Source organism: Yoonia sp. R2-816, from assembly GCF_046762905.1.
GTDB lineage: Bacteria > Pseudomonadota > Alphaproteobacteria > Rhodobacterales > Rhodobacteraceae > Yoonia.
In genome coordinates this window covers 1-19,189 of record NZ_JBKQXN010000346.1, presented here as the reverse complement: position 1 = coordinate 19,189, position 19,189 = coordinate 1, and the positions used below count along the sequence as shown (strand labels likewise).

Below are 19,189 nucleotides of genomic sequence, written 5' to 3'. Positions count from 1 at the left end.
TTTGAAATCTGTCGGGCGAAGGTGTAGGCGGAAAACCGGGGGCACTCAACGGCCCTTGATGAAAAGGACCAGACCATGCCCGTACCGTTCCATTTCGCCTTTCACGTCACCGATCTGGACGCGGCCAGAGAATTCTATTCCGGCGCGCTGGGGGCTGTCGAAGGGCGATCCACCGACACCTGGGTCGATTTCGACTTTTTCGGACATCAACTCAGCCTGCATCTGGGCGAACCCTTCAGCAACGCGCCCACCGGCAAGGTCGGGGATCACATGGTGCCCATGCCGCATTTCGGGGTCGTCCTGCCGCTCGATGATTGGAACGCATTGGCCGGGCGTCTGGAAGAAAGACAAACCGACTTCATCATGGCCCCCTCCGTGCGGTTCAAAGGCGAGGCGGGCGAACAATGGACCATGTTCTTCCGCGACCCCTCCGGCAACCCGATCGAGGTGAAAGGGTTCGCAGAGCAAAGCGGGGTGTTTGCAACCGACGAGTGAATTACTTCGTGATTTCGTGGTAAATACGTGTAAATGCGTGGTTTTTCATACTGCAGACTGGATTCCTATCATCGTTCGATGGCAAAACTATGCTTGATCGCATGACGGTTCTTTGAGCGTTCCATTTATAATAGTGATTTTGATTTCGCAGACGAGCCGATGTGAGGATTGAGTAGGATCAAACCCGCAGACAGGAGATCACTGTGGATACACGTTCTTTGTCGCCAAAGTTGGCCAAACGTAAAGTATTGGAATGGTACCGTGCACGCCGTCTTGACGAAGAGTTGAGAACCCGACGAGGGGTACCATGGCAACGAATGGAACCCGGTCGGTTCGGTCTCTATGATGCCGGAGCAGTTCAGATCGGTCGGTTGCTTTACGTATTTGGCGGGTATCTCAATCTTGGCAAAGTGAATGAAAACTTCGAGATCTACGATTTGGAAGCGGATCGTTGGATCGACACCATTCCACTCGTCGAAGGAATGCCTCAATCACATTTTGCAGCCGCAACTGATGGCAAGCGCTTTATCTACATTGCGTCTGGACAACTAGGCGCGGAATGCAGCCCAGCAGTGCCCGATGTGTTTTCGTTCGATGCAAAGTGCCGTACCTGGCAAAAACTTCCTGACCTACCGCAGGCGCGTTACGCGGGAACCATGCAGATTTGGCGCGGACGGCTGCACTTTGTCGGAGGCGCGGGCGCGGACCGATGGACACCCAAAGGCGACCATTGGAGCATTGCGGTCGATGAGGGAGTAGCGACAGATACGCATTGGCGACCCGAAACTGCCATTCCGACCCCCGGTATGCATCGGGGAAGTGTCTTAGTGGATGACAATCTTTATGTCGTGGGTGGGCAGCAGGGTGACTTCATGGCGATTGAAGGCGATCCGGATTTCCGATGTACTGGACGAACTCAGGAAACCTACCTGTCTGATTGTTTCCGGCTCGATGAACCTTCTGGCGAATGGAGCCGGCTGGCTGATATGCCTATCGCTTCGTCGCACAATGATTTCTCGGTCATTTTTCGCGACGGCCAGATTCTCTCTGTTGGTGGACAGATTTATAAGGACCCAGAGAATTTTGAGTTGCGACTGACAGATGCAATCCAAAGCTACGATGTCGTCAATGACCGTTGGTCGGTCAGCGGCCACCTTCCTTTCAGGCTCAAGCTGCCATCAGTTGGCGTCTGGGACGATCGGATTTGTGTCTTTGGCGGGCAACGTGGAAAGAAGGACACTGATCGTCCCGGGCCAATAGTGAAAGATACGTGGCGCGGGCAGCTCTCGGGCCTTGCCCCGCCTGAATACTCGACCAATGGCGCATTTAGCGGCAAACGTGTATTGATGTTGACGCATGACCTATCCCGAACCGGTGCGCCCTTGCTTCTGTGCGAGACGGCCCAGATGCTCATGCGTCAGGGTGCATGTGTCCAGCTTGCCACCGCATCAGATGACATAAATGGCTACAATCTGGCGGCAGAATTCGACTTGCCTCTGATACCGATAGAGACTGCTCCGACGGTGGCTCAAGAGGTTGACGTCATTATCGCCAACACGGTGGCACCGCCCGTTGCCATTTGGGTGCGCAAGCTGTTGGATCAAAACCCTAATCTGGCGCAGAAACTGGTGTGGTGGGTGCATGAGATCGACGTCGAGCATTTCTTGCCGCATGTCCCGCACCTGCAAGACGCCAAGCTTGTGATCTTCGATAGTCATGCCTGCCGCGACGCTTGGCAGAAAAAGATTGGTAAGTTCAGCGCCGCTGCCGTCGTGCATCCGGGGTTGAGCGATCGCTTTGTCAAAATAGTCGGTGATGATGAAGTTTCGCAGTCGACAAACAAGTGCGATGACAAGTTTCAATATAACAACAGCGCACTGCGAAGGCGCGCCCGGCAGCAGCTGGGCATAGGAGCTGACGAATTCTTGGTTTGTTCGATCGGTACGATAGAACCCCGAAAGGGTCAGAGGCTGTTGTTGCGCACCTTGTCCAACCTTGCACATGATCAAAAGTTACCAATCAAAGTACTGCTGGTGGGTTTTCGGAACAAGCGGCACCGAGCCCGTTTTCTCCGCAAGTTGACGCGTGCAGAGCGCGCTATTGCGCCCAAGAAACTTTTGTTCGTTAAACAAGCCGATATCGCTCAGTTTTACCTGGCAGCGGACGCATTTGTTCTGAACACCCAGGGTATTGACGCGCCACGGGGCGAATGCTTTGGCCGTGTGACGATTGAGGCCATGGCGGCTGGGACGGCGGCGATCGGTACCGAGGCTGGTGGAACGACGGAAATCCTCAAGCATAATAAAACCGGATTACTTTTTCCAATCGGCGTAGATGGGCAGGCCGATTTGGCCAAACATGTCGCTGATCTCATCCGCGACCCTCATCGGCGAGACACGATTGCCAAGGCGGGTCAAAAACACGCTTTGGAGTACTTTAGGCAAAAGCGTTTTCAGTCAGACTTCGAAAATGCGCTCATTCAGCATTTGGCCTCTGACCGCAAACCGCTGAGGTATTCGGCGTAACTAAACCAAAGCGATGGTTGAAACGACTTAACCCACCGCACGCGGCCTTAACCCCACAAATGCCCGACAAAAGGTCCGACGCTTTGCCGACGCAAATCCGACGTGATGCCGACAGCGTTTTTGTCAGGAAATGCAGGCGTTAACCTTTGATTCGTGCAGTGCGGTCGTTGCGACCGTACGGTGGGGGGTGACGCAACACCCTCAGCGCATCCAGAAACCCGCTGCCTTGATCTTGTTTCTTAACGCCTTTTCCTTGCGCGGCAGATTGGTCTGATCAAACAGCGCCCGCACTTTCCGCCCGCGCCCCTGATAGATCATCCGCTTGAACGGGTCATATTGCTTGAGCCATTTCTTGATTTTGTTGGGTGCCGCCACGGCCTCCAACGTGTCAATCACATGATCACTCTCGCGGGCATAAAACAGCGGTAATACCCTGTAGTGGCACGTTATTTCCCCATCCAGCCCGTCCAGTTCCGGCCTGGGCCGTCCGCCACCCAACGTATGGATCACCAGCGGCAGCACCACCTGATCCAGCCAGGGATCGAGCGGTTGGATGACCAGTTCCTCCGGCGGATTGTCCCGCACTGAAACCGCGTATTCGGTGAACAATTGCCCGAATTCCGCAGGGTCCGGGCCAAGAAACCAACCGGCGTTGAAATACAGATATCTTTCCCAATATTCATCGGGTTGCGACAGATCAAGCGAGCTATCGAAATCCAAGGCAAACCGGTCGTACAGCGACTTCCAGATCGCAGTATATCCCGGCCAATAAAGCTCCTCCACCGGCCATGTCCCTTCGCGTTTCATCGAGGCGGTTGGCCGCGAAAAGTCGCATTGCAGGCGGCTCAGATCGCCTGTCACCATGGTATCTGTGTCAAAGAAAACAAAGGGTTGGCCGGCGGGCAGGGCCTTGAGCGCTTCGATCTTGTTGCCATGGGGATAGCTGTCGCCGAAATGGTCTGAGGCAAAAGGCACGACCGTTGCCCCCAGATCGGACAGCACCGATTTGATGTCATCCGACATGCGCGGATCGCGCGCCCATTTCGGCCCCGGCTGCGGTTCGGCAACAAAAAGCTGGCCCGCGAAATCCGGACTATTGGTCCGCAGCGATGCCGCAAAAAGCACGGCTTCATATTGCAGCCGACCGCCCTGACCGACGATCAGAATGTTGAACGGTTCTGCCATATTGCCTTTGTCTCGTGTTAACTTATCCTGCTGTAGCGTTGGCCCGGTTGCGTGACAACTACAGATCAGGCTGACACTGTGCCGCGTTGCGTCACAAAGCGGGGACAGGGCGCGCGGGCAAATGACAGATGCAGATTTTGATTTTCAGCGGATTTTTCAGCTGACAACGGCCCCCCACGCTGTGCTGGATGCGGATTTTCGGATTCTGCTGGTGAATGACGCCTATTGCGCCGGCGTCGGGGTGGGGCGCGAGACTCTGATCGGCGCCCATCTGCTGGAGCTGTTCCCGGGAGATGAAGAGCGTCAAGCGCTTGTTTCAAAAGCCTTTCTGACGGCCCTGTCAGGGCAGGTCGCCTCACTCAAAGAGTTGCACTATGCCATCAGCGACCCAACGGTTCCTGCCGCCCCGAAACAGGACATGTGGTGGACGCTGGATTGTATCCCCATGCAGCCACACCCGACCCATGGACCGGTTTTTCTTGTCAGGGTCGAAAACGTCACCGAAGAAGTACAGGCGCGGGGCAAGCGCGATCTGTTCGCCTCGGAACTGCAGCATCGGATCGGCAATGTCCTGACGCTCGTGCAGATTATTGCCCGCAAGACGGCCCAATCCTCTGATGATCTGACTGCTTTTCGTGCGACTTACGAGAGCCGGATCAGGGCATTGGGCAAGACCCATGCCTTTTTGTCTGGCACCAATTGGGACGGGATGACCGTGCGCCAAGTGCTTGAGCAGCAAATACAATCCGAACTGATTGACCGCGTCGATGCGATCGGGATCAGCGGACCGGACTGGCGCATGTCAGTCCTGCATGCCCAGACTTTTGCCATGGCGGTCCATGAACTGATCTCGAACGCGATGGAACATGGCGCGCTTGCCACTGCGACGGGCAAGGTCGAGATCACATGGGACCGTCCGCAGGATGGCAGCCACAATTTTGTCTGGAAAGAAAGCGGTGTTTCAGGGTTGGTCGCACCTGATGAAACAGGTTTTGGGATGCAGATGCTGACCAAGCTTTTGCCCGGGCAGTTGGGCGGCAAGGCTGTCTGCGCCTTCACACCGACGGGATTTCACTACATGCTGGTGGTGCCGGAGGATGTCATCGTTCCGGTGGGCCAGTAAGGCGCGGTTTCGGCTGCATGAATAGGGGGAGAGTTATGCCAAAGGGCTATGTTATCGGTCATATAACGGTGGAAAATCCGGAAGCTTATCAAGAGTATATCCGCCGCGATACGCCAATGATCGCGGCCTATGGTGGCCGGCCCATCGTCCGTGGCGGCACAGGCGAAGTGGCGGAAGGGCCGGATTTTGCCCGGCATGTGGTGTTCGAGTTTCCGGACTACGAAAGCGCCAAGGCTCTTTATTATTCGCCGGAATATCAGGAGGTTGCGCGGATCAGGCGCGAGAATGCGACCAGCATGATCGTGCTGGTCGAAGGCGTTTAGGGCAGCACGTAAAGCCAGCACCAGACCGTCAGGATCGACAGTCCTGTGCCCATCAGCACCGATGACGCAGCGACCCGTCTTGCCTTGCCGTACATGTTTGCGAACACATAGGCGTTGATTCCCGGCGCCATTGCGGCGGTCAGCATTGCCGACCGCGTTGCATCGATGCCCAGATCATTGAACCGGGCCAGTCCCCAGACGATGGCGGGATGCAAAACGAGAGACACCGCAACCACGTAGAGGATTGTGCGCATGTCGCCCTCTGGCCGGTAGCGGTAGAGCACCCCGCCCAGCCCGAACAGGGCCGCAGGCAGGGCGGCCCGCACCATCAGGTCCAGCGCATCGGTCATGACGCCGGGTACTGGGATGCCGCCGATATTGACGATCAGCCCCAGTGTGATCCCGACGATCAGGGCGTTGCGAAACATCGCCCGCAGCACCTTGCCCGGCAGGCTGGCGATATTGCCGCCGCGATTGCGCGCGACTTCCATAGCCGTGATACCCACAGCGTAGCAGAACGGGGAATGGACGGCGATGATTGCATAATTGGCTTCGAGCGCGGAGGCACCATAGGCCCGTTCGGTGATCGGTAGCCCCAGCAGCAGGGAGTTGGAAAACAGGCAGCAGAAGCCGATCGCGACGCTGTCCTCCCAATCGCGGTGGAAGAGGTATCGGCCCCCGAACAGCCCGGCAAGGAATCCGGCGAGCGCCCCGATATAGAAACTGCCCAGTAATGCCAGATCGAAATTCTGGCCAAGATCGAGGGTCGAGATGGCGCGGAACAGCAGGCAGGGGATGGCGAACCCTTGGGTGAATTTCATTAGCCCGTCGACGCCCGCATCGCTGAAATAGCCTTTCCAGACAGCCAGATAGCCGAAGCCGATGACAAGGAAGACTGGCAGGATGACTTCGATCAGGGCGGCCATGTGTGATCCAAAGGCGCGGCTTGCGCCGCATTACATTCTTGTTTGCCGCCCGACCGCAGGGTTGCGTCTAGATCGGAAAGCTGAGCGTCATGCCGTCATAGGCAGGGTGGATATGATCGGGGGTTTCGGCATTGACGGTGTCGTAGTCCAGATCGTTGTGCATGTTGGTCAGGATGGCCTGTTTCGGTTGGACCTTTTCGATCCATTTCAGCGTTCTGGCCAGGTGTGCATGGGTTGGATGTGGCGCGCGGCGCAGCGCATCGACAATCCAGCAGTCGAGGTTTTGCAGCTTGGCCCAGGCAGGCTCGGGTATCTCCGACACGTCCGGCAGGTAGGCGACATCGCCGACACGGAAACCCAGTGCTTCGATGTTGCCGTGTTCGACCTCGAACGGGGTCAGGGTGATCACGCCGCCCGGGCCGGAAATGGTGATATCGCCTTTGATCGCGTTGAGCTCGCAGATCGGCGGGTAGTCAGACCCTTTGGGTTGCACGAAGGCGTAGCCGAACCGCCCGAGCAGATCGTTGCTGGTGTCGCCATCCGCCCAGACCTGCAGCCTTTCGCGCATGTTGAAGACGATCATCCGCAGATCATCCAGCCCATGTACGTGATCGGCGTGGGAATGGGTGTAGACGACCGCGTTCAGCGTGCCGACCCCGGCATCCAGCAATTGGCTGCGCATGTCCGGGCTGGTGTCGATCAGTACCCGCGTGATCTGATCGCCGTTGGTCCGCGTGATCAGGAGCGAGCAGCGGCGGCGGTGGTTTTTCGGGTTGTTGGGATCGCACGCCCCCCAAAGCTCGCCCAGACGCGGCACGCCGCCTGAAGAACCGCAGCCGAGAATGGTGAAGGTCATCGTGTCCGTCATGCTGCCGCCTTCCAGAACAGACGGTCGAAATTGGCGGTGGTTTGTGCGGCGAAGTCTGCGTAGGGCAAATCAAACAGCGCCGCACCGGCCCGTGCGGTATGTGCGGCATAGGCCGGTTCGTTCCGCCTGCCCCGATGCGGGGGCGGGGCGAGGTAGGGGCTGTCGGTTTCCACGAGGATCCGGTCAAGCGGGGCGGCTGCGAAGATGTCGCGCAAGTCCTGGCTTTTGGGGAAAGCCGCGATGCCGGACATCGACAGATAGAAACCCAGATCGAGCGCTGTGCGGGCCAGTTCGGCCGTGCTGGAAAAGCAGTGCATCACGCAGGTATAAGCGCCGTTTTTGTATTCATCGGTGAGGATCTGCGCCATGTCATCATCAGCGGCGCGCGCATGGATGATCAGCGGAAGCCCCGTTTCGCGTGCGGCTGCGATGTGGATGCGCAGGGATTTCTTTTGGATATCAGCGCTTTCTGCTGTGTAATGATAGTCCAGCCCGCTTTCGCCGATGCCAACGAACTTCGGGTGTTTCGCAAGGGTAATGAGTTCGTCCACGGTGGCGAGCGGTTCGTCAGCCGCGCTCATCGGGTGGGTGCCGGCGGCGTAGTAGACCGGATCGAAGGCTTCTGCGATGGCGCGGACCTGCGGTTCCTGTCGCAGGCGCGTGCAGATCGTGACCATCCGGTCCACCCCGGCATCCAGCGCGCGCTGGATGATGGCCGGGCGTTCATCGTCGAAATCGGGGAAGTCGAGATGGCAGTGGCTATCGACGATTTTGGGGTTGGTCACGGGGCCGCCTTTACGCTGCGGCGACACCTTGCGCCGTCTCTTCGATCTTGAAGATCATATCAAGGATCAGCGCGGCAGGGTCAAGGTTCACCGCCCGTCCGTGGCGCGACCGATTGGACAGGTCCTGCTGCAATTGCGCCCAATGACGCGCGGCGCGGTCATCGGGGGCGAGGCGGGCCAGCAAACGCGCTTCGCCCGGCGCGCCTTGGCTGTGGGGTTCGCCCAATAGCCCTGCATGGGCCGCACGGGACAGGAACAGATCGATCAGGTCGAGCGTCAGGCCGAACCGAATTTCGGCACCGCGTCCGGCGCAGCTGTCGGCCAGTTTGAGCGCGGCGGGCCGGTTGATCTGCGGCAATCCGTCGAGCAGTTTGACGATCTCTGCGTATAGCGGCAGGCCATCGTGGTTCAAAAGTCGGATCGCGTCGCCTGCTGACCCGCCGGCCAGCGTGGCAAGGCTTTCGGAATTTTCCGCCGGATGCCCGGCCTGTTGCAGCGCCTTTTGCAGGTTTTCTGCATTCAGCGTGCTGCTGCGTAGTTCGCGGCATCGTGACCGGATCGTGGGTAACAGACGTGACGGCTGATGGGCGATCAGCAGGATCGTGCAGTTTTCTGGCGGTTCTTCGAGTTCCTTGAGGATGGCGTTGGCGGCGTTCCGGTTCAGCTCATCGGCGGCATCAACGATTACCACCCGACGGCCCCCATCGGTCGCCGACATATGAAAAAAGGATTTGAGCGCACGCACCGCATCAACGGTGATTTCCGTCCGCAGCTTCTTGGTTTTGTCATCCCGCGGACGGCGGATCAGGGCGAGGCGGGGATGCGCGCCGGATTGGATCAGCCGCGCATCCGGGTGATCGGGGTCAACGGCGAGTGTCGGTTCACCGAACAGGCCAGTGTCCGGATCAGCCAATAGGAACGTGGCGATTTTCCAGGCAAGGGTTGCCTTGCCCACGCCGCGCGGGCCGGTGATCAGCCAGCCTGAATGCAGACGACCCGTTGAGAACGCTTCAAGAAAGCCTGCAACCGCCTTGTCCTGTCCGAACAATTGCGCGGTTTCGCGCGGATGCGGCGCGCCTTCGATCCGGTCAGGTTCTGGGATGCTGTCATCGCTCATGCGTAGGCCGCAATTTCTGATGCGATTTGGTCAGGCGTTCGATTGCCGTCAATCAAAACGCATCGTCTGGGGTGTGCGTGAGCCAAGGCCAGGAACCCGTGGCGCAGCGTTTCCTGAAAGGGCAGGCCGAACTCCTCGAATCGGTCTTCGCCGGATTTGCGCGCCAATCCACGCTCAAGCGCGGTTTCAGGGTCCATGTCGATGATAAATGTCAGATCAGGCTCGCGCCCGATCATGAGCGTGTGCAACTGATCGACCATACCGCGCAGATCACCCCGCGTGGCCCCCTGATAGACACGGGTACTGTCGGCAAACCGGTCACAGATCACTGTTTGACCCGCTGCCAGTGCCGGTTCGATTGTTTTTTCCAGATGGTCCCGACGTGCGGCGGTAAAGAGCAGGATTTCGGTTTCAGCCGACCAGCGTTCCGGATCACCGGTCAGGACCAGTTGTCGGATCTCTTCGGCACCCGGGCTGCCGCCCGGTTCACGAGTCAGGACGACCTGATGCCCATGCTTGCGCAGATGCTCTGCAAAAAGGCGGGATTGTGTGGATTTTCCGGAACCGTCGATACCTTCAAACGTAATGAAACGGGGCTTGGTCATGCCTCCTCTGGCACCTCATCCACGGTCGGTTCGGCACCTGGTCCGAACTTGTCCCAAAGGACCAGCGCCGCCGTGCGCAGCCGGGTGGCAAACCCGCCACGGGCCACAGCCGTTTCGGCCACTAGCGGCAGCCGCTTTTCAGGCAGGCCGTCAAGATTGATCACCAACTCACCTAGTTGATCACCCGCCGCAATCGGGGCTTCAATCGGGCCGTTGTAGACAACCTCGGCGTCCACCTCGCCCTCGTTCAGAATGGGGACGAGCAGTGATAGGTCTTCGGCCACTGTCAATCCAACAGTGGGGGTGTCACCCATCCAGACGTCAGCTTCTGCGATGCGGGACCCGGCACGTGCGACTTCTTTTTCGGCAAACTGGCGAAAGGCCCAATTCACCAGCTTTTCGGACTCCTCCGCACGGGCTTCCCGGGTCTCCAGCCCGGTGATGACAAAGATCACGCGGCGATCACCCTGCTTGGCCGACCCCACCAGACCATAGCCGGCCTCTTGCGTGTGGCCGGTCTTCAACCCGTCGGCGCCAATGCCGAGGGTCAACACGGGGTTCCGATTGCGCGAGTTTGATGGAACCCGTCCGTCAAATGCAAATTCTGTTTCGGCGAAGAGCGGATAGAATGTCGGGAAGTCGGTAATGATCCGGTCGGCCAGAATACCCAGATCCTCCATTGACATGCGGTGACCGGCGGCAGGCCAGCCGTTGGAATTGACGAAGGTGGAATTCATCATGCCCATCTGCTGCGCGCGTTGGGTCATCATACGGGCAAACCCTGCCTCGGTCCCGTCAGGCGACAGGGCTTCGGCCAGAACCGCGCTGGCATCATTACCTGACAGAACGATGACACCGCGCAACAGGTCCTCGACACTGACGCGGTCGGTTGTATCCAGAAACATCGACGATCCGCCATAGGCAGCGGCAGCGGAAGAGACCGGCAGCAATTCGTCAATGACAAGGCGCCCGTCGGCAATCGCCTCGAAAGCCATGTAGATGGTCATGAGTTTCGACATGGAGGCGGGGGGGAGGGGCAAATCCTCGTTCTTGGCCAACAGAACGGTACCCGTTGTCTGATCAAAGACATACGCCGCCTCTGCGCGCGTATCAAAGGATTGGGCAAACGCCCCTGTCGCGCTGAGCGCGAGGCCTAGAAGGACGGCACGGAAAGCGTGAAAAGTCATCTGCCTGAACTCCTGTTTTTGCGCGGGATTAGCCTTCGACGACGAAGGCGTCGACATAGCCCAGATCCTTGATCTTTGCCAGAATATCATCGCGCTCTGCGGTGTCGTCAGATGACCCGGACGCGACGCGCCAGACGGTGCGCCCGCCCGCCTCTTGCGCGATGACGGTCGTGGGAACACCCGCATCACGCAGGCGCTGCGCGGCCTGATTTGCATTGTCTTCAACGCTGAAGACACCAATCTGGATCATCGGCCCTTCCATTGCGGCTGGTGCAACGGGGGCGGCTTCGGCTGTATTCTCGGCTTCCGGAGTCGCGGTTGATGCGGCCTCTGTTGCTGCGGCGGCCGTTGCGGCCGCGGCAGGAAGCACGACATCAATAGCTGGCGCTGCGGCCTCTTCGGCGGCATCAATCGCAGCGGCAGCACCAGCCACAGGATCTAGCGGCGTCGCCTCGACATTTACCGGTGTGGCAAGGCTGGCCACAACGGGGTTGTTTTCGGGCACGTCGTCCTCGACCGTGATTTCCTCGCGGCGCAAGGCGACAACATATAGCTCGGTCGGGGCACCCGGCAATATACCCAATGCTTCGGCCACGTCAGACGACACCTGCAAAAGCGGTCCGGGGTTTTCACGTTCGCGACGGAAGAGCGCACCGACAACGGTTTCACCTGTTGCCGTGTTGCGGATCAGCGCGCGTTCGGGATCGACCACATCGGGATGCGCCACCCACGCCCCGCCTAATGACGGGCGACCATCCCAAAGGCCGCGATCCGTAACTTCAAAAAGGTCAGGCCGCTCAACATCCTGTTCAGTCGTCGTAGTCTGGAGCGGAGCGGCACTCGTCGTTGTGCCGGATGCAGCAGCATCGTCGCCGCTGGGGAATGCAAATTCGCCGTTTTCGTCACATGCGGCCAGCCCGAGTGCTGCGGCCAGCACCAGCGACATACGGATTGTCCCCGACCTGCGAAAAGATATGCCCGTCATTCTTTGCCCCTTTACTTACGCCCTGTTTTTGCAGGGTTATTGACTGTTTTTCAGCCTTGATACTTGCGTGACTTTGCGCAAACGGTATCGGTTGTCCTTCCGACATTCCGCAGGCGCACCCCAATTTTGTGGTCACGATAGCGTCGGCCTTGCCTTTTTGAAAGGCTGATGGCTATTTTGTCGGCGGATTTTCCCTCATTTGCGAGGTTAGTTTGGTGGTCGTCGGTCCGCTTCGTTTCGCCCGTGCTGAAGGGCCTTCCTCGCTGCGATCGTCATGACATTGTGGAAGCCGCTGCAAGACGCGAGCTTGCTGTTGATTTTATCACGGACAATCGACCTTTCCGAATCGCAATTTGGACGCTAACACGTCGCGGACGGAGGCTTGGCAGAGTGGTCGAATGCACCGGTCTTGAAAACCGACGAGGGTGAAAGTCCTCCCAGGGTTCGAATCCCTGAGCCTCCGCCACACTTAACCTATTGTTTTTGAACGTTTTTCTGGCGTTCTTTTCTCCCGACGTTTCAAAGCTCATCGGATGCTATTCTTGCACCTGAGACCTGATCTGCTGTGATCTCCGCACTCTTTCGCTCGTATGTCTCAAGTACCCGACGCGCCGGGTCCGTTTTTTGACCATGGGTCAACTGGAGCTGAAGAAGTTTTTTAGTGGTGGTTTACAGCGCGTTGAACAGGACGCGTTGCGCATCCCAATCGGCGGGTAAGTCATTGCTCTTCAGCCATTCGGATGTAAAGCCAAGAGGCTGATGGCCAGTGGTGATCTGTGTGAGAAGATCAGGGGCGAGGAAGGCCAGATTGAGGTTGCGGCTGAGCCTGCCTCGAGAGACGCCATCACGTGCTATGAGCTGTGTGATCGTCTTGCCCGCGATGATCTCGCTGTACCAGAGCCGCGCCTGATGGATGTTGCGCAAGAGCACCGGATCGATATTGGCCCCCGCCTGACCAAGGATGATCCGCGTTTCAACGCCGCGCCGCTTCAGTGTGAATGCGTCGTCCCAGGCCAGATGCGCGTCATCCAGCATCTCTTGGTCAATCCCGAGGATCTGAGCTAATTGGATTACATCAAGTGTTAATCGGATGTGGGCAGCGCCGAGGTCGATGCGTGCAATGAGTTGTAGTGTAGTTGCGGCTGGGTCTTTCGCGTTTGCCGCAACAAACCGTGTTGCGGCAGCTATGGCATCTTGGAGCGTGGCCGCATCGGCCTCTGGCAGCAGGGCTGCGATGAAGGCGGCATCTGCCAGCTTCGCCTGGATCAATGCGGCGATCTCGTTTTCGAGTTTGACAGCAGGCAAGCGCCAGGCATGGGGATGGTCCTTTGCTGCACCGCTCACAAGGCAGCGGGAGATGTAATACCTGATACGGGTCTTGTCCTTGACCGTATGTGTCGGGGTCAGTGTCTCCCCCTGCGCATCATAGATCTTGCCACAGAGGGCTGCGCGTGCGCCACGGTTCTGGCTGCCTCGGCGGCGCGCAGCATCTGTCCTGAGCTGCATTTGCAGGGCCTCCCAGTCATCAGGCGGGATCAAGGCGGGATGCTGTCCTTCATAGATGGCCTTGTGATGCCGGATGCGCCCGGCATAGATCGGGTTGCTGAGGATCTGGTGGATATGGGTACGACTCAATGGATTGCCGCCACGACGTTGTCCTGTTGCCGCGTCCGTCACGATCCGGGTGCAAAGCCCCTCTTCCTTGGCGCATCTGGTGACGGCAACAATAGACCCATGCTCATGATAGAGCGCGACCAGGCGCCTGATCGTTGGGGCTGTCTCGGGATCGATCTTCAGCGTGCGCCCCTCTGCGAGATATCCAAGGGGCACCGATCCGCCCATCCAGAGGCCCTTGCGCTTCGAGGCGGCGATCTTGTCCCGGATCCGCTCCGCCGTCACCTCGCGTTCGAACTGCGCGAAGCTGAGCAGCATGTTGAGTGTCAGCCGCCCCATGCTGGTGGCCGTGTTGAAGGATTGTGTGACCGAGACAAAGCTCGCCTCCACCGCATCCAGTTGATCAACGATCTTGGAGAAATCTGCGAGTGAGCGGGTCAGCCGGTCGATCTTGTAGACGATGATCCGATCAATCTGGCGCTGCGCGATGGCCGCTAACAGGCGCTGCAAGGCCGGGCGCTGCAATGTCCCGCCGGAATAGCCGCCATCATCAAACGGCTCCGCGACCAGCACCCATCCTTCTGCTTTCTGGCTGGCCACATAGGCCTCGCAGGCTTCTCGCTGGGCATCCAGCGAGTTGAAGTCCTGTTCCAGACCCTCGTCGGTCGATTTGCGGGTATAGATCGCGCAGCGGATTTTACGTCGTCTCCCTGTTGTGGCGGGTTGCACTGTCATGGCCGTACCAACCCCGGACGCAGCACCGCCTGCTGGACCGCAGCTTGGCGGGTGCCTTTGCCAAGCCCAAAGAAGCGTGGGCCGGACCAATGGGCACCGGTAATGTGGCGCGCCAGGGCGGAGAGCGAGGTCCATGTTTGTCCCTCCATCACAAAACCCGCCTCTGATACTGTCACGCGATAGGTCTGCCCGTTCCATTGACGGACAAGCTGTGTCCCCGGCGCCAGGCCCGCCTTGGGGGACGCGGCTGTGTCAGACGTTGCCTGTCGCTTCAGATCGCGCAGCACCTGGCGTGTTGGTCCGCCGCATGCGGCGACCTGGGCCTCATAGCGCAGGGCCTTGCGCAAGAACCCGACCGACAGGCTCTTGGGTGGCGGCGCACCATGTACACGGCGCCACCGGGCGAGAAGCTCAGCACGCTCAGCCGTGGCAAGCGCTGCGAGGGTGGTTACGACGGCGGTCTTATCATTGCCCGCCCTCATGCATCATTACCCTGCTTGGCACTCTCAGCAGCCTGTGGGACGATCCGGTAGCTTGCTGGACCACCGCTTTGTGACTTGATGGTCTCGACCACCAGGCCTTCCTTGCGCAACCCGCTGATCGCAGCCCGTACCGAATGGGGTTGCAGTGAGAGCGATGTTGCGAGCCGGGCAGCCGTGACCGGCTTCGCCTTGGACAAGGCCTTGATCAGCAAGCTCTTGCGGGTGGGTTTTGCAGCAGTCTTGCGTCGTGCTGTCGGTTTGTTTGGTTTACGCGCTGGCTCTTGTTGTGCATTGGTCGTCGTCATGCCTGTCTCCTTGATCAAACCGGAGGGCAACTTGCCCCCAGTACTGACCCAAGCCCGACAGACCGGGCGGAGACTCACGCAAAACGCACACACACTACCGCTTCCTGTTCAGCACAAGTCCAGTCGAAAAGGTGGGAAGGTGATCGTTCGCAGGATGTCTCAGCAACGTCGGCGATGCGCAGAAAGCGGACACTGCAAAGTTGCAAAGCATACGTGGCTTCCAAGGCATGCTTGGCCCATTCCTACCGTTCATCGGGGCTGGCTACGCAGCAATGCAGCTTTACCGAACCGGACTTTCGCCGCGAGTGCAAAACCCGATGGTGCCCGAACTCATCCGACTGTTTCTGTTGGCTTCATCGGGCGCGTCAGGGTCCCTGAGGTCGGCTAATGTCGGACCAAGCTGACTTTTGGTTTTGGCGCAGATTTTCCGTCAGACAGATCAATCATGCCTTCCTTAGCATCCATTTGCTCTAGACTTGTGAGAGTATGATTGTTGTGTGAGACTTCGATGACACAAATTTTGGGGGGTACTATGAAATTCTTTAGACCATTGGCATTTGCAATGACTTTAACACCAATCATGGTTCTTGCAGACACGATCAGTGATGCAAACGAGCGTTTCTCGCAATGGCAACCGAACAGCATTCGGCTTGATACAGGCGGGGTATTGCGGGTTATTCTACCTCAGAGCAGAATTACAGACAGTATTTATTACGCGTCGATTCAATCGGGGTTTTGCTTTGGTCCCCTATTAGGGCAAAATATGCCGGAAGTGGAGTCGGTGTTTATTCTCAACGAAAGCGAGACACAGGGGTGGTTATTTGAGGGCGGAACAGCGGCTTGTGAGCATATTAACGACGCACCTGCTAGTGGCGCTAGAACCATTATAGCGGGTCAGACTAGCACTCACACAAATACTGCGAGCGGGCTTTAGCTGCGACTACAAATAGGTTCGTTGCTTGAAGGTGTGTTCTGCAGGACTAGCCGGTCATCTGACAGTTGCCTTTTAGCACCCACTGTAGTTCCTATTGCCACCGCTAGTGATCGTGTAAGTACCGCCCCTTTCCACACAGCCTCTCCGCTGACCGGCCAACCCGCTTTGTAACCCAATGTCCGATTCGGTCTGGCACAAGTCATCTGACCAAAACCGCCTGAAGTCGGCAGCGAGCCCTTAGTGCAGCTGAACACCAGCATTAAATAGGTTGACACGCAAAGGGCCAAGCGCCGATGCTTTGCCTCATTATATTATTGCTATGAGAGAGTAGATTATGTGGGGAAAGTTAAAGAGGATGATTTCGGTTGCTTGGGCGATACCTACCGTTGTCTGGGCGTCGATTCTGTTAACGTTGGTCGTTGTTTTTGGCGCAATGAATACTGCTTACGACGCTATCATATCGGATGTAGAATCAGCCGATGTGTTCCTTGTTCCGGCTTACTTCGGTCATCTAGGGAAAGAATATCTGTTGGCTCTTACTACAATCACAGTGGTATTTGGAGCTTTTTTTAGAAGGTTTCTAAAACGCAATCTGGCCGCTGATCGTACGAGGCGACCACTGAAAACAGTTCCCTGGATGAAGATGATTTTTGCACCTTCTCCCAAATTTGTGAGTCGAGCGATGAATCAGATTATAGCAGAGTACACCGCTAGGTTGGGCGTGAAGGGTACTGCAAGAGCTCGAGTTTCCTCAGAGACATCGCTAATGGTTAGCAAGAATCAAGGATTTATTTATTTATCTATCATTTTTCTACTTGCAATGTGTGTTTTCACGTACAGCTACGCCGGTGGACTTTTACATGAATTCTTTCCAATTACGCTTGGACTGACTGGCATCGTGATTATGCACCGGGGGTTGCAATTGTACCGGGTCTATATGGGCTACTACGGGTTGAACTTGTCTGAAGCCATTGAATTTATGGAGTGGTTGCGCAAAAAAAATATATCAGGTGATGACGATTTTGGTGATAAGGCAGTTGAAAAGCTGAGAACCGAACTCCTAAAAGATTACTCAATGGATAGTAAAGTACTCGGGGGGTAGGCCTTAATGGATAGGGATCAGTTCACCCAAAGCTTATCTTTCGTTACCAAGGCTCTCGGTGGTGCGCATCCAACGCGGCTGTGTGGCGGTTTACTACTAGGGATTATTCTATCTGGTGTGATCTCAGCATTCGCTGAGACATTTCCTCACAATGCGTTACTTGTTGCTTTCGGCGGGGCAAGTGCGGTGTTTTATGTAGCAGTTGGTATATTCATTTTCTTTCTACCTCTATTTTTGCGGCGAACATCTATGTCAGAGAGTAATCGTAATTATCTAGAGCTTATAGATACGGTGACTGACAAGGCCGGCCTTACCAAGAGCGCGAAGCGGGTTTATTGGACGCAACTGCTGGACAAAATGCTGGATGCATTCAAGCCTAAAGGGGAAAATTTGGTCGATACCGAAGAGGCAGTTAATCGGGTCGCAGAAGATTAGAATTCAAGGATTTTCAACTCATGAATCTTTCTCAATACTGCCTGGAATTTTCATTCCATTTCAAATTGCCGCGTCTATATCTAGTCGGCGACGCTGTCAGAGCATCAGGCATAGCGGACGTTCACCCCTGGCCAGCAACTCAACCTGCCGTAAATTCGTGACAATCTCTTATTACTTCGGTCGCTTGTTTGCCATGTGTTTACTCCATTTTTCTCAATATAGCGGAGGGCCACTTCAGTGTGGGAGGATCAGAGGCGTTGGTCCGGATAATGAGGTGGAAGCGCGACAACTTAAGGTGGAGTTTATTCTCACGAAGTTGTATTAGCTAAGCCAACTATGGAACTCTGTAAGAGACTGATTCTATGCATCTTCTCTACTATGACGAAGTGAAATATGACCCGCCGACACAGCCCTGTTTTTGGCTTGGTGCAATCTGTGTGGATGCAGCCGACGTTCCATTAGTTGAGGACGCGGTCAATGATGTCTCCGAATATGCGTTTGGATCGCGTCTGCTAGCCAAAGAAACTGAGTTTCATGGCAAGGAAATATCTGGCGGTAGAGGTAACTTCAAAGGCCGTAAATTTACCAATCGACTTGAAATTCTGACTAGGCTGTTGGCGATCATCGAGCACGAAAAGGTTAAACGCCTCTATATTCGGATCATTCCAGACAACATTACGCACTCGCCTACGCCACCTGAAGAGATTGCTTTCATGTATCTTATCGAGCAGGCCGACTCCCTCTTCAAAAGTTTGGACAGCGTCGGGATGTTATTTGGAGATTATGACGAACCGTTTGTTGGTCCGTCAGTTGCATCGTTGTCTCGCTACCGAGCTGGCGGAACACACTGGAACCGTGGGCGCAACATTGAGAACATTATTGACACGGTTCACTTCGCTAGGTCGCATCACAGCCGCATGATCCAACTCGCAGACGTCTTCTTGTTTTGCATGCAGTTCATGCAGCAGGACAACACTAAAGGTTGGAGAAAAGGGGTTGCCGATGTCATCTCTGCGAGTGGAATCCAGACTTGCGCACGAGTTCGGGTTTGGCCAAGCGAAGCGCAATGGTATCGGTAGAAATGGAGACGACCGACGCCCACAGGAGGCTGGCAAGGTTATGCACCGCTACACTGTCGGTCGTTCCTCTAATGTGGGTGTTCCTCAGCAGTGTGTCAATGTGGTCAATCTGCTTCGACCAAAACGCCAAGGCCGGTTTGGGGACCGCGGAGAGCAAGATGATTGCCTTTGAGTGGCAGCGATTGAATGGCAACTTTGCCGGCTGAACGACTGGATGGATCGGAGACACAAATGTCCGGTTTGGGCTGGCACTAGTCAACCGACCAAAACTGTCAGATGACGGCAGAGAGCCCAGACTCACCGATGCTGCGCCTTGAACAAATGTCCGCTTCTCGGAGCTGCGGCTACAGACGCGCCAAAATCAAGGACAGTTTTGCAA

At 56.7% G+C, this 19,189-nt stretch carries 19 protein-coding genes and 1 tRNA gene; 9 read left to right on the top strand and 11 right to left on the bottom strand.

Annotation, left to right across the window (positions count from 1 at the left end):
• Window positions 1-75: 75 nt before the first annotated feature.
• The gene (locus ACFWW2_RS25650) at window positions 76-495 is read left to right on the top strand and encodes a VOC family protein (RefSeq protein WP_393933326.1); all 420 of its coding nucleotides are present in this window, start codon (window positions 76-78) and stop codon (window positions 493-495) included.
• A 203-nt stretch (window positions 496-698) separates the two neighbouring features.
• The gene (locus ACFWW2_RS25645) at window positions 699-3,020 is read left to right on the top strand and encodes a glycosyltransferase (RefSeq protein WP_393933324.1); all 2,322 of its coding nucleotides are present in this window, start codon (window positions 699-701) and stop codon (window positions 3,018-3,020) included.
• A gap of 201 nt (window positions 3,021-3,221) precedes the next feature.
• On the opposite strand, the gene ACFWW2_RS25640 is transcribed toward ACFWW2_RS25645, so the two are convergent.
• Window positions 3,222-4,205: a hypothetical protein gene (locus tag ACFWW2_RS25640; protein ID WP_393933322.1), complete on the bottom strand. Its 984-nt coding sequence runs from the start codon at window positions 4,203-4,205 to the stop codon at window positions 3,222-3,224.
• A 121-nt stretch (window positions 4,206-4,326) separates the two neighbouring features.
• Between ACFWW2_RS25640 and ACFWW2_RS25635 the strand changes: the two genes are divergently transcribed.
• Window positions 4,327-5,328: an HWE histidine kinase domain-containing protein gene (locus ACFWW2_RS25635; RefSeq protein WP_393933320.1), complete on the top strand. Its 1,002-nt coding sequence runs from the start codon at window positions 4,327-4,329 to the stop codon at window positions 5,326-5,328.
• Window positions 5,329-5,363: 35 nt separating this feature from the next.
• Window positions 5,364-5,651: a DUF1330 domain-containing protein gene (locus ACFWW2_RS25630; RefSeq protein WP_393933318.1), complete on the top strand. Its 288-nt coding sequence runs from the start codon at window positions 5,364-5,366 to the stop codon at window positions 5,649-5,651.
• Here ACFWW2_RS25630 and ACFWW2_RS25625 read toward each other — a convergent pair.
• The 7 genes from ACFWW2_RS25625 to ACFWW2_RS25595 all read right to left on the bottom strand — a co-directional run bounded on the left by ACFWW2_RS25625 (window position 5,648) and on the right by ACFWW2_RS25595 (window position 12,124).
• Window positions 5,648-6,577: an AEC family transporter gene (locus ACFWW2_RS25625; RefSeq protein ID WP_393933316.1), complete on the bottom strand. Its 930-nt coding sequence runs from the start codon at window positions 6,575-6,577 to the stop codon at window positions 5,648-5,650. The two genes, ACFWW2_RS25630 and ACFWW2_RS25625, sit on opposite strands and share 4 nt — an antisense overlap.
• Window positions 6,578-6,644: 67 nt before the next feature.
• On the bottom strand, window positions 6,645-7,445 hold the full coding sequence (locus tag ACFWW2_RS25620) for an MBL fold metallo-hydrolase (protein WP_393933314.1): 801 nt from the start codon (window positions 7,443-7,445) through the stop codon (window positions 6,645-6,647).
• Entirely contained in the window at window positions 7,442-8,230 is a 789-nt protein-coding gene (locus ACFWW2_RS25615; RefSeq protein ID WP_393933312.1) for a TatD family hydrolase, read from the bottom strand. The genes ACFWW2_RS25620 and ACFWW2_RS25615 overlap by 4 nt, the downstream gene beginning before the upstream one ends.
• A gap of 10 nt (window positions 8,231-8,240) precedes the next feature.
• Complete coding sequence (locus tag ACFWW2_RS25610; protein WP_393933310.1) at window positions 8,241-9,347, bottom strand: DNA polymerase III subunit delta'; 1,107 nt, start codon at window positions 9,345-9,347, stop codon at window positions 8,241-8,243.
• Window positions 9,344-9,952 (bottom strand): dTMP kinase, encoded by a 609-nt coding sequence (tmk, locus tag ACFWW2_RS25605; protein ID WP_393933308.1) that lies wholly within the window; start codon window positions 9,950-9,952, stop codon window positions 9,344-9,346. The genes ACFWW2_RS25610 and tmk overlap by 4 nt, the downstream gene beginning before the upstream one ends.
• Window positions 9,949-11,139, bottom strand: coding sequence for a D-alanyl-D-alanine carboxypeptidase family protein (locus ACFWW2_RS25600; protein WP_393933306.1), 1,191 nt, complete (start codon window positions 11,137-11,139; stop codon window positions 9,949-9,951). The genes tmk and ACFWW2_RS25600 overlap by 4 nt, the downstream gene beginning before the upstream one ends.
• A 28-nt stretch (window positions 11,140-11,167) precedes the next feature.
• Entirely contained in the window at window positions 11,168-12,124 is a 957-nt protein-coding gene (locus ACFWW2_RS25595; RefSeq protein WP_393933304.1) for an SPOR domain-containing protein, read from the bottom strand.
• Window positions 12,125-12,500: 376 nt separating this feature from the next.
• On the opposite strand from ACFWW2_RS25595, the gene ACFWW2_RS25590 reads away from it, so the two are divergent.
• A tRNA-Ser gene (locus ACFWW2_RS25590) sits at window positions 12,501-12,590 on the top strand.
• Between the two features lie 203 nt (window positions 12,591-12,793).
• On the opposite strand, the gene ACFWW2_RS25585 is transcribed toward ACFWW2_RS25590, so the two are convergent.
• The 3 genes from ACFWW2_RS25585 to ACFWW2_RS25575 are packed head-to-tail and all read right to left on the bottom strand — an operon-like array spanning window position 12,794 to window position 15,260.
• Window positions 12,794-14,473, bottom strand: coding sequence for a recombinase family protein (locus tag ACFWW2_RS25585; protein WP_393933302.1), 1,680 nt, complete (start codon window positions 14,471-14,473; stop codon window positions 12,794-12,796).
• A complete protein-coding gene (locus ACFWW2_RS25580; RefSeq protein WP_393933300.1) occupies window positions 14,470-14,955 on the bottom strand; it encodes a DUF2924 domain-containing protein in 486 nt (161 codons plus the stop codon). Before ACFWW2_RS25580 ends, ACFWW2_RS25585 begins: the two co-directional genes overlap by 4 nt.
• Complete coding sequence (locus tag ACFWW2_RS25575) at window positions 14,952-15,260, bottom strand: DUF3489 domain-containing protein (protein ID WP_393933298.1); 309 nt, start codon at window positions 15,258-15,260, stop codon at window positions 14,952-14,954. The genes ACFWW2_RS25580 and ACFWW2_RS25575 overlap by 4 nt, the downstream gene beginning before the upstream one ends.
• Window positions 15,261-15,768: 508 nt before the next feature.
• Between ACFWW2_RS25575 and ACFWW2_RS25570 the strand changes: the two genes are divergently transcribed.
• From ACFWW2_RS25570 to ACFWW2_RS25555, 4 genes are all read left to right on the top strand, one after another.
• Complete coding sequence (locus tag ACFWW2_RS25570; protein ID WP_393933296.1) at window positions 15,769-16,194, top strand: hypothetical protein; 426 nt, start codon at window positions 15,769-15,771, stop codon at window positions 16,192-16,194.
• A gap of 355 nt (window positions 16,195-16,549) precedes the next feature.
• Window positions 16,550-17,296 (top strand): hypothetical protein, encoded by a 747-nt coding sequence (locus tag ACFWW2_RS25565; protein ID WP_393933294.1) that lies wholly within the window; start codon window positions 16,550-16,552, stop codon window positions 17,294-17,296.
• Window positions 17,297-17,302: 6 nt separating this feature from the next.
• Entirely contained in the window at window positions 17,303-17,731 is a 429-nt protein-coding gene (locus ACFWW2_RS25560) for a hypothetical protein (protein ID WP_393933292.1), read from the top strand.
• A 362-nt stretch (window positions 17,732-18,093) separates the two neighbouring features.
• Window positions 18,094-18,810: a DUF3800 domain-containing protein gene (locus ACFWW2_RS25555; protein ID WP_393933290.1), complete on the top strand. Its 717-nt coding sequence runs from the start codon at window positions 18,094-18,096 to the stop codon at window positions 18,808-18,810.
• Window positions 18,811-19,189: the final 379 nt, after the last annotated feature.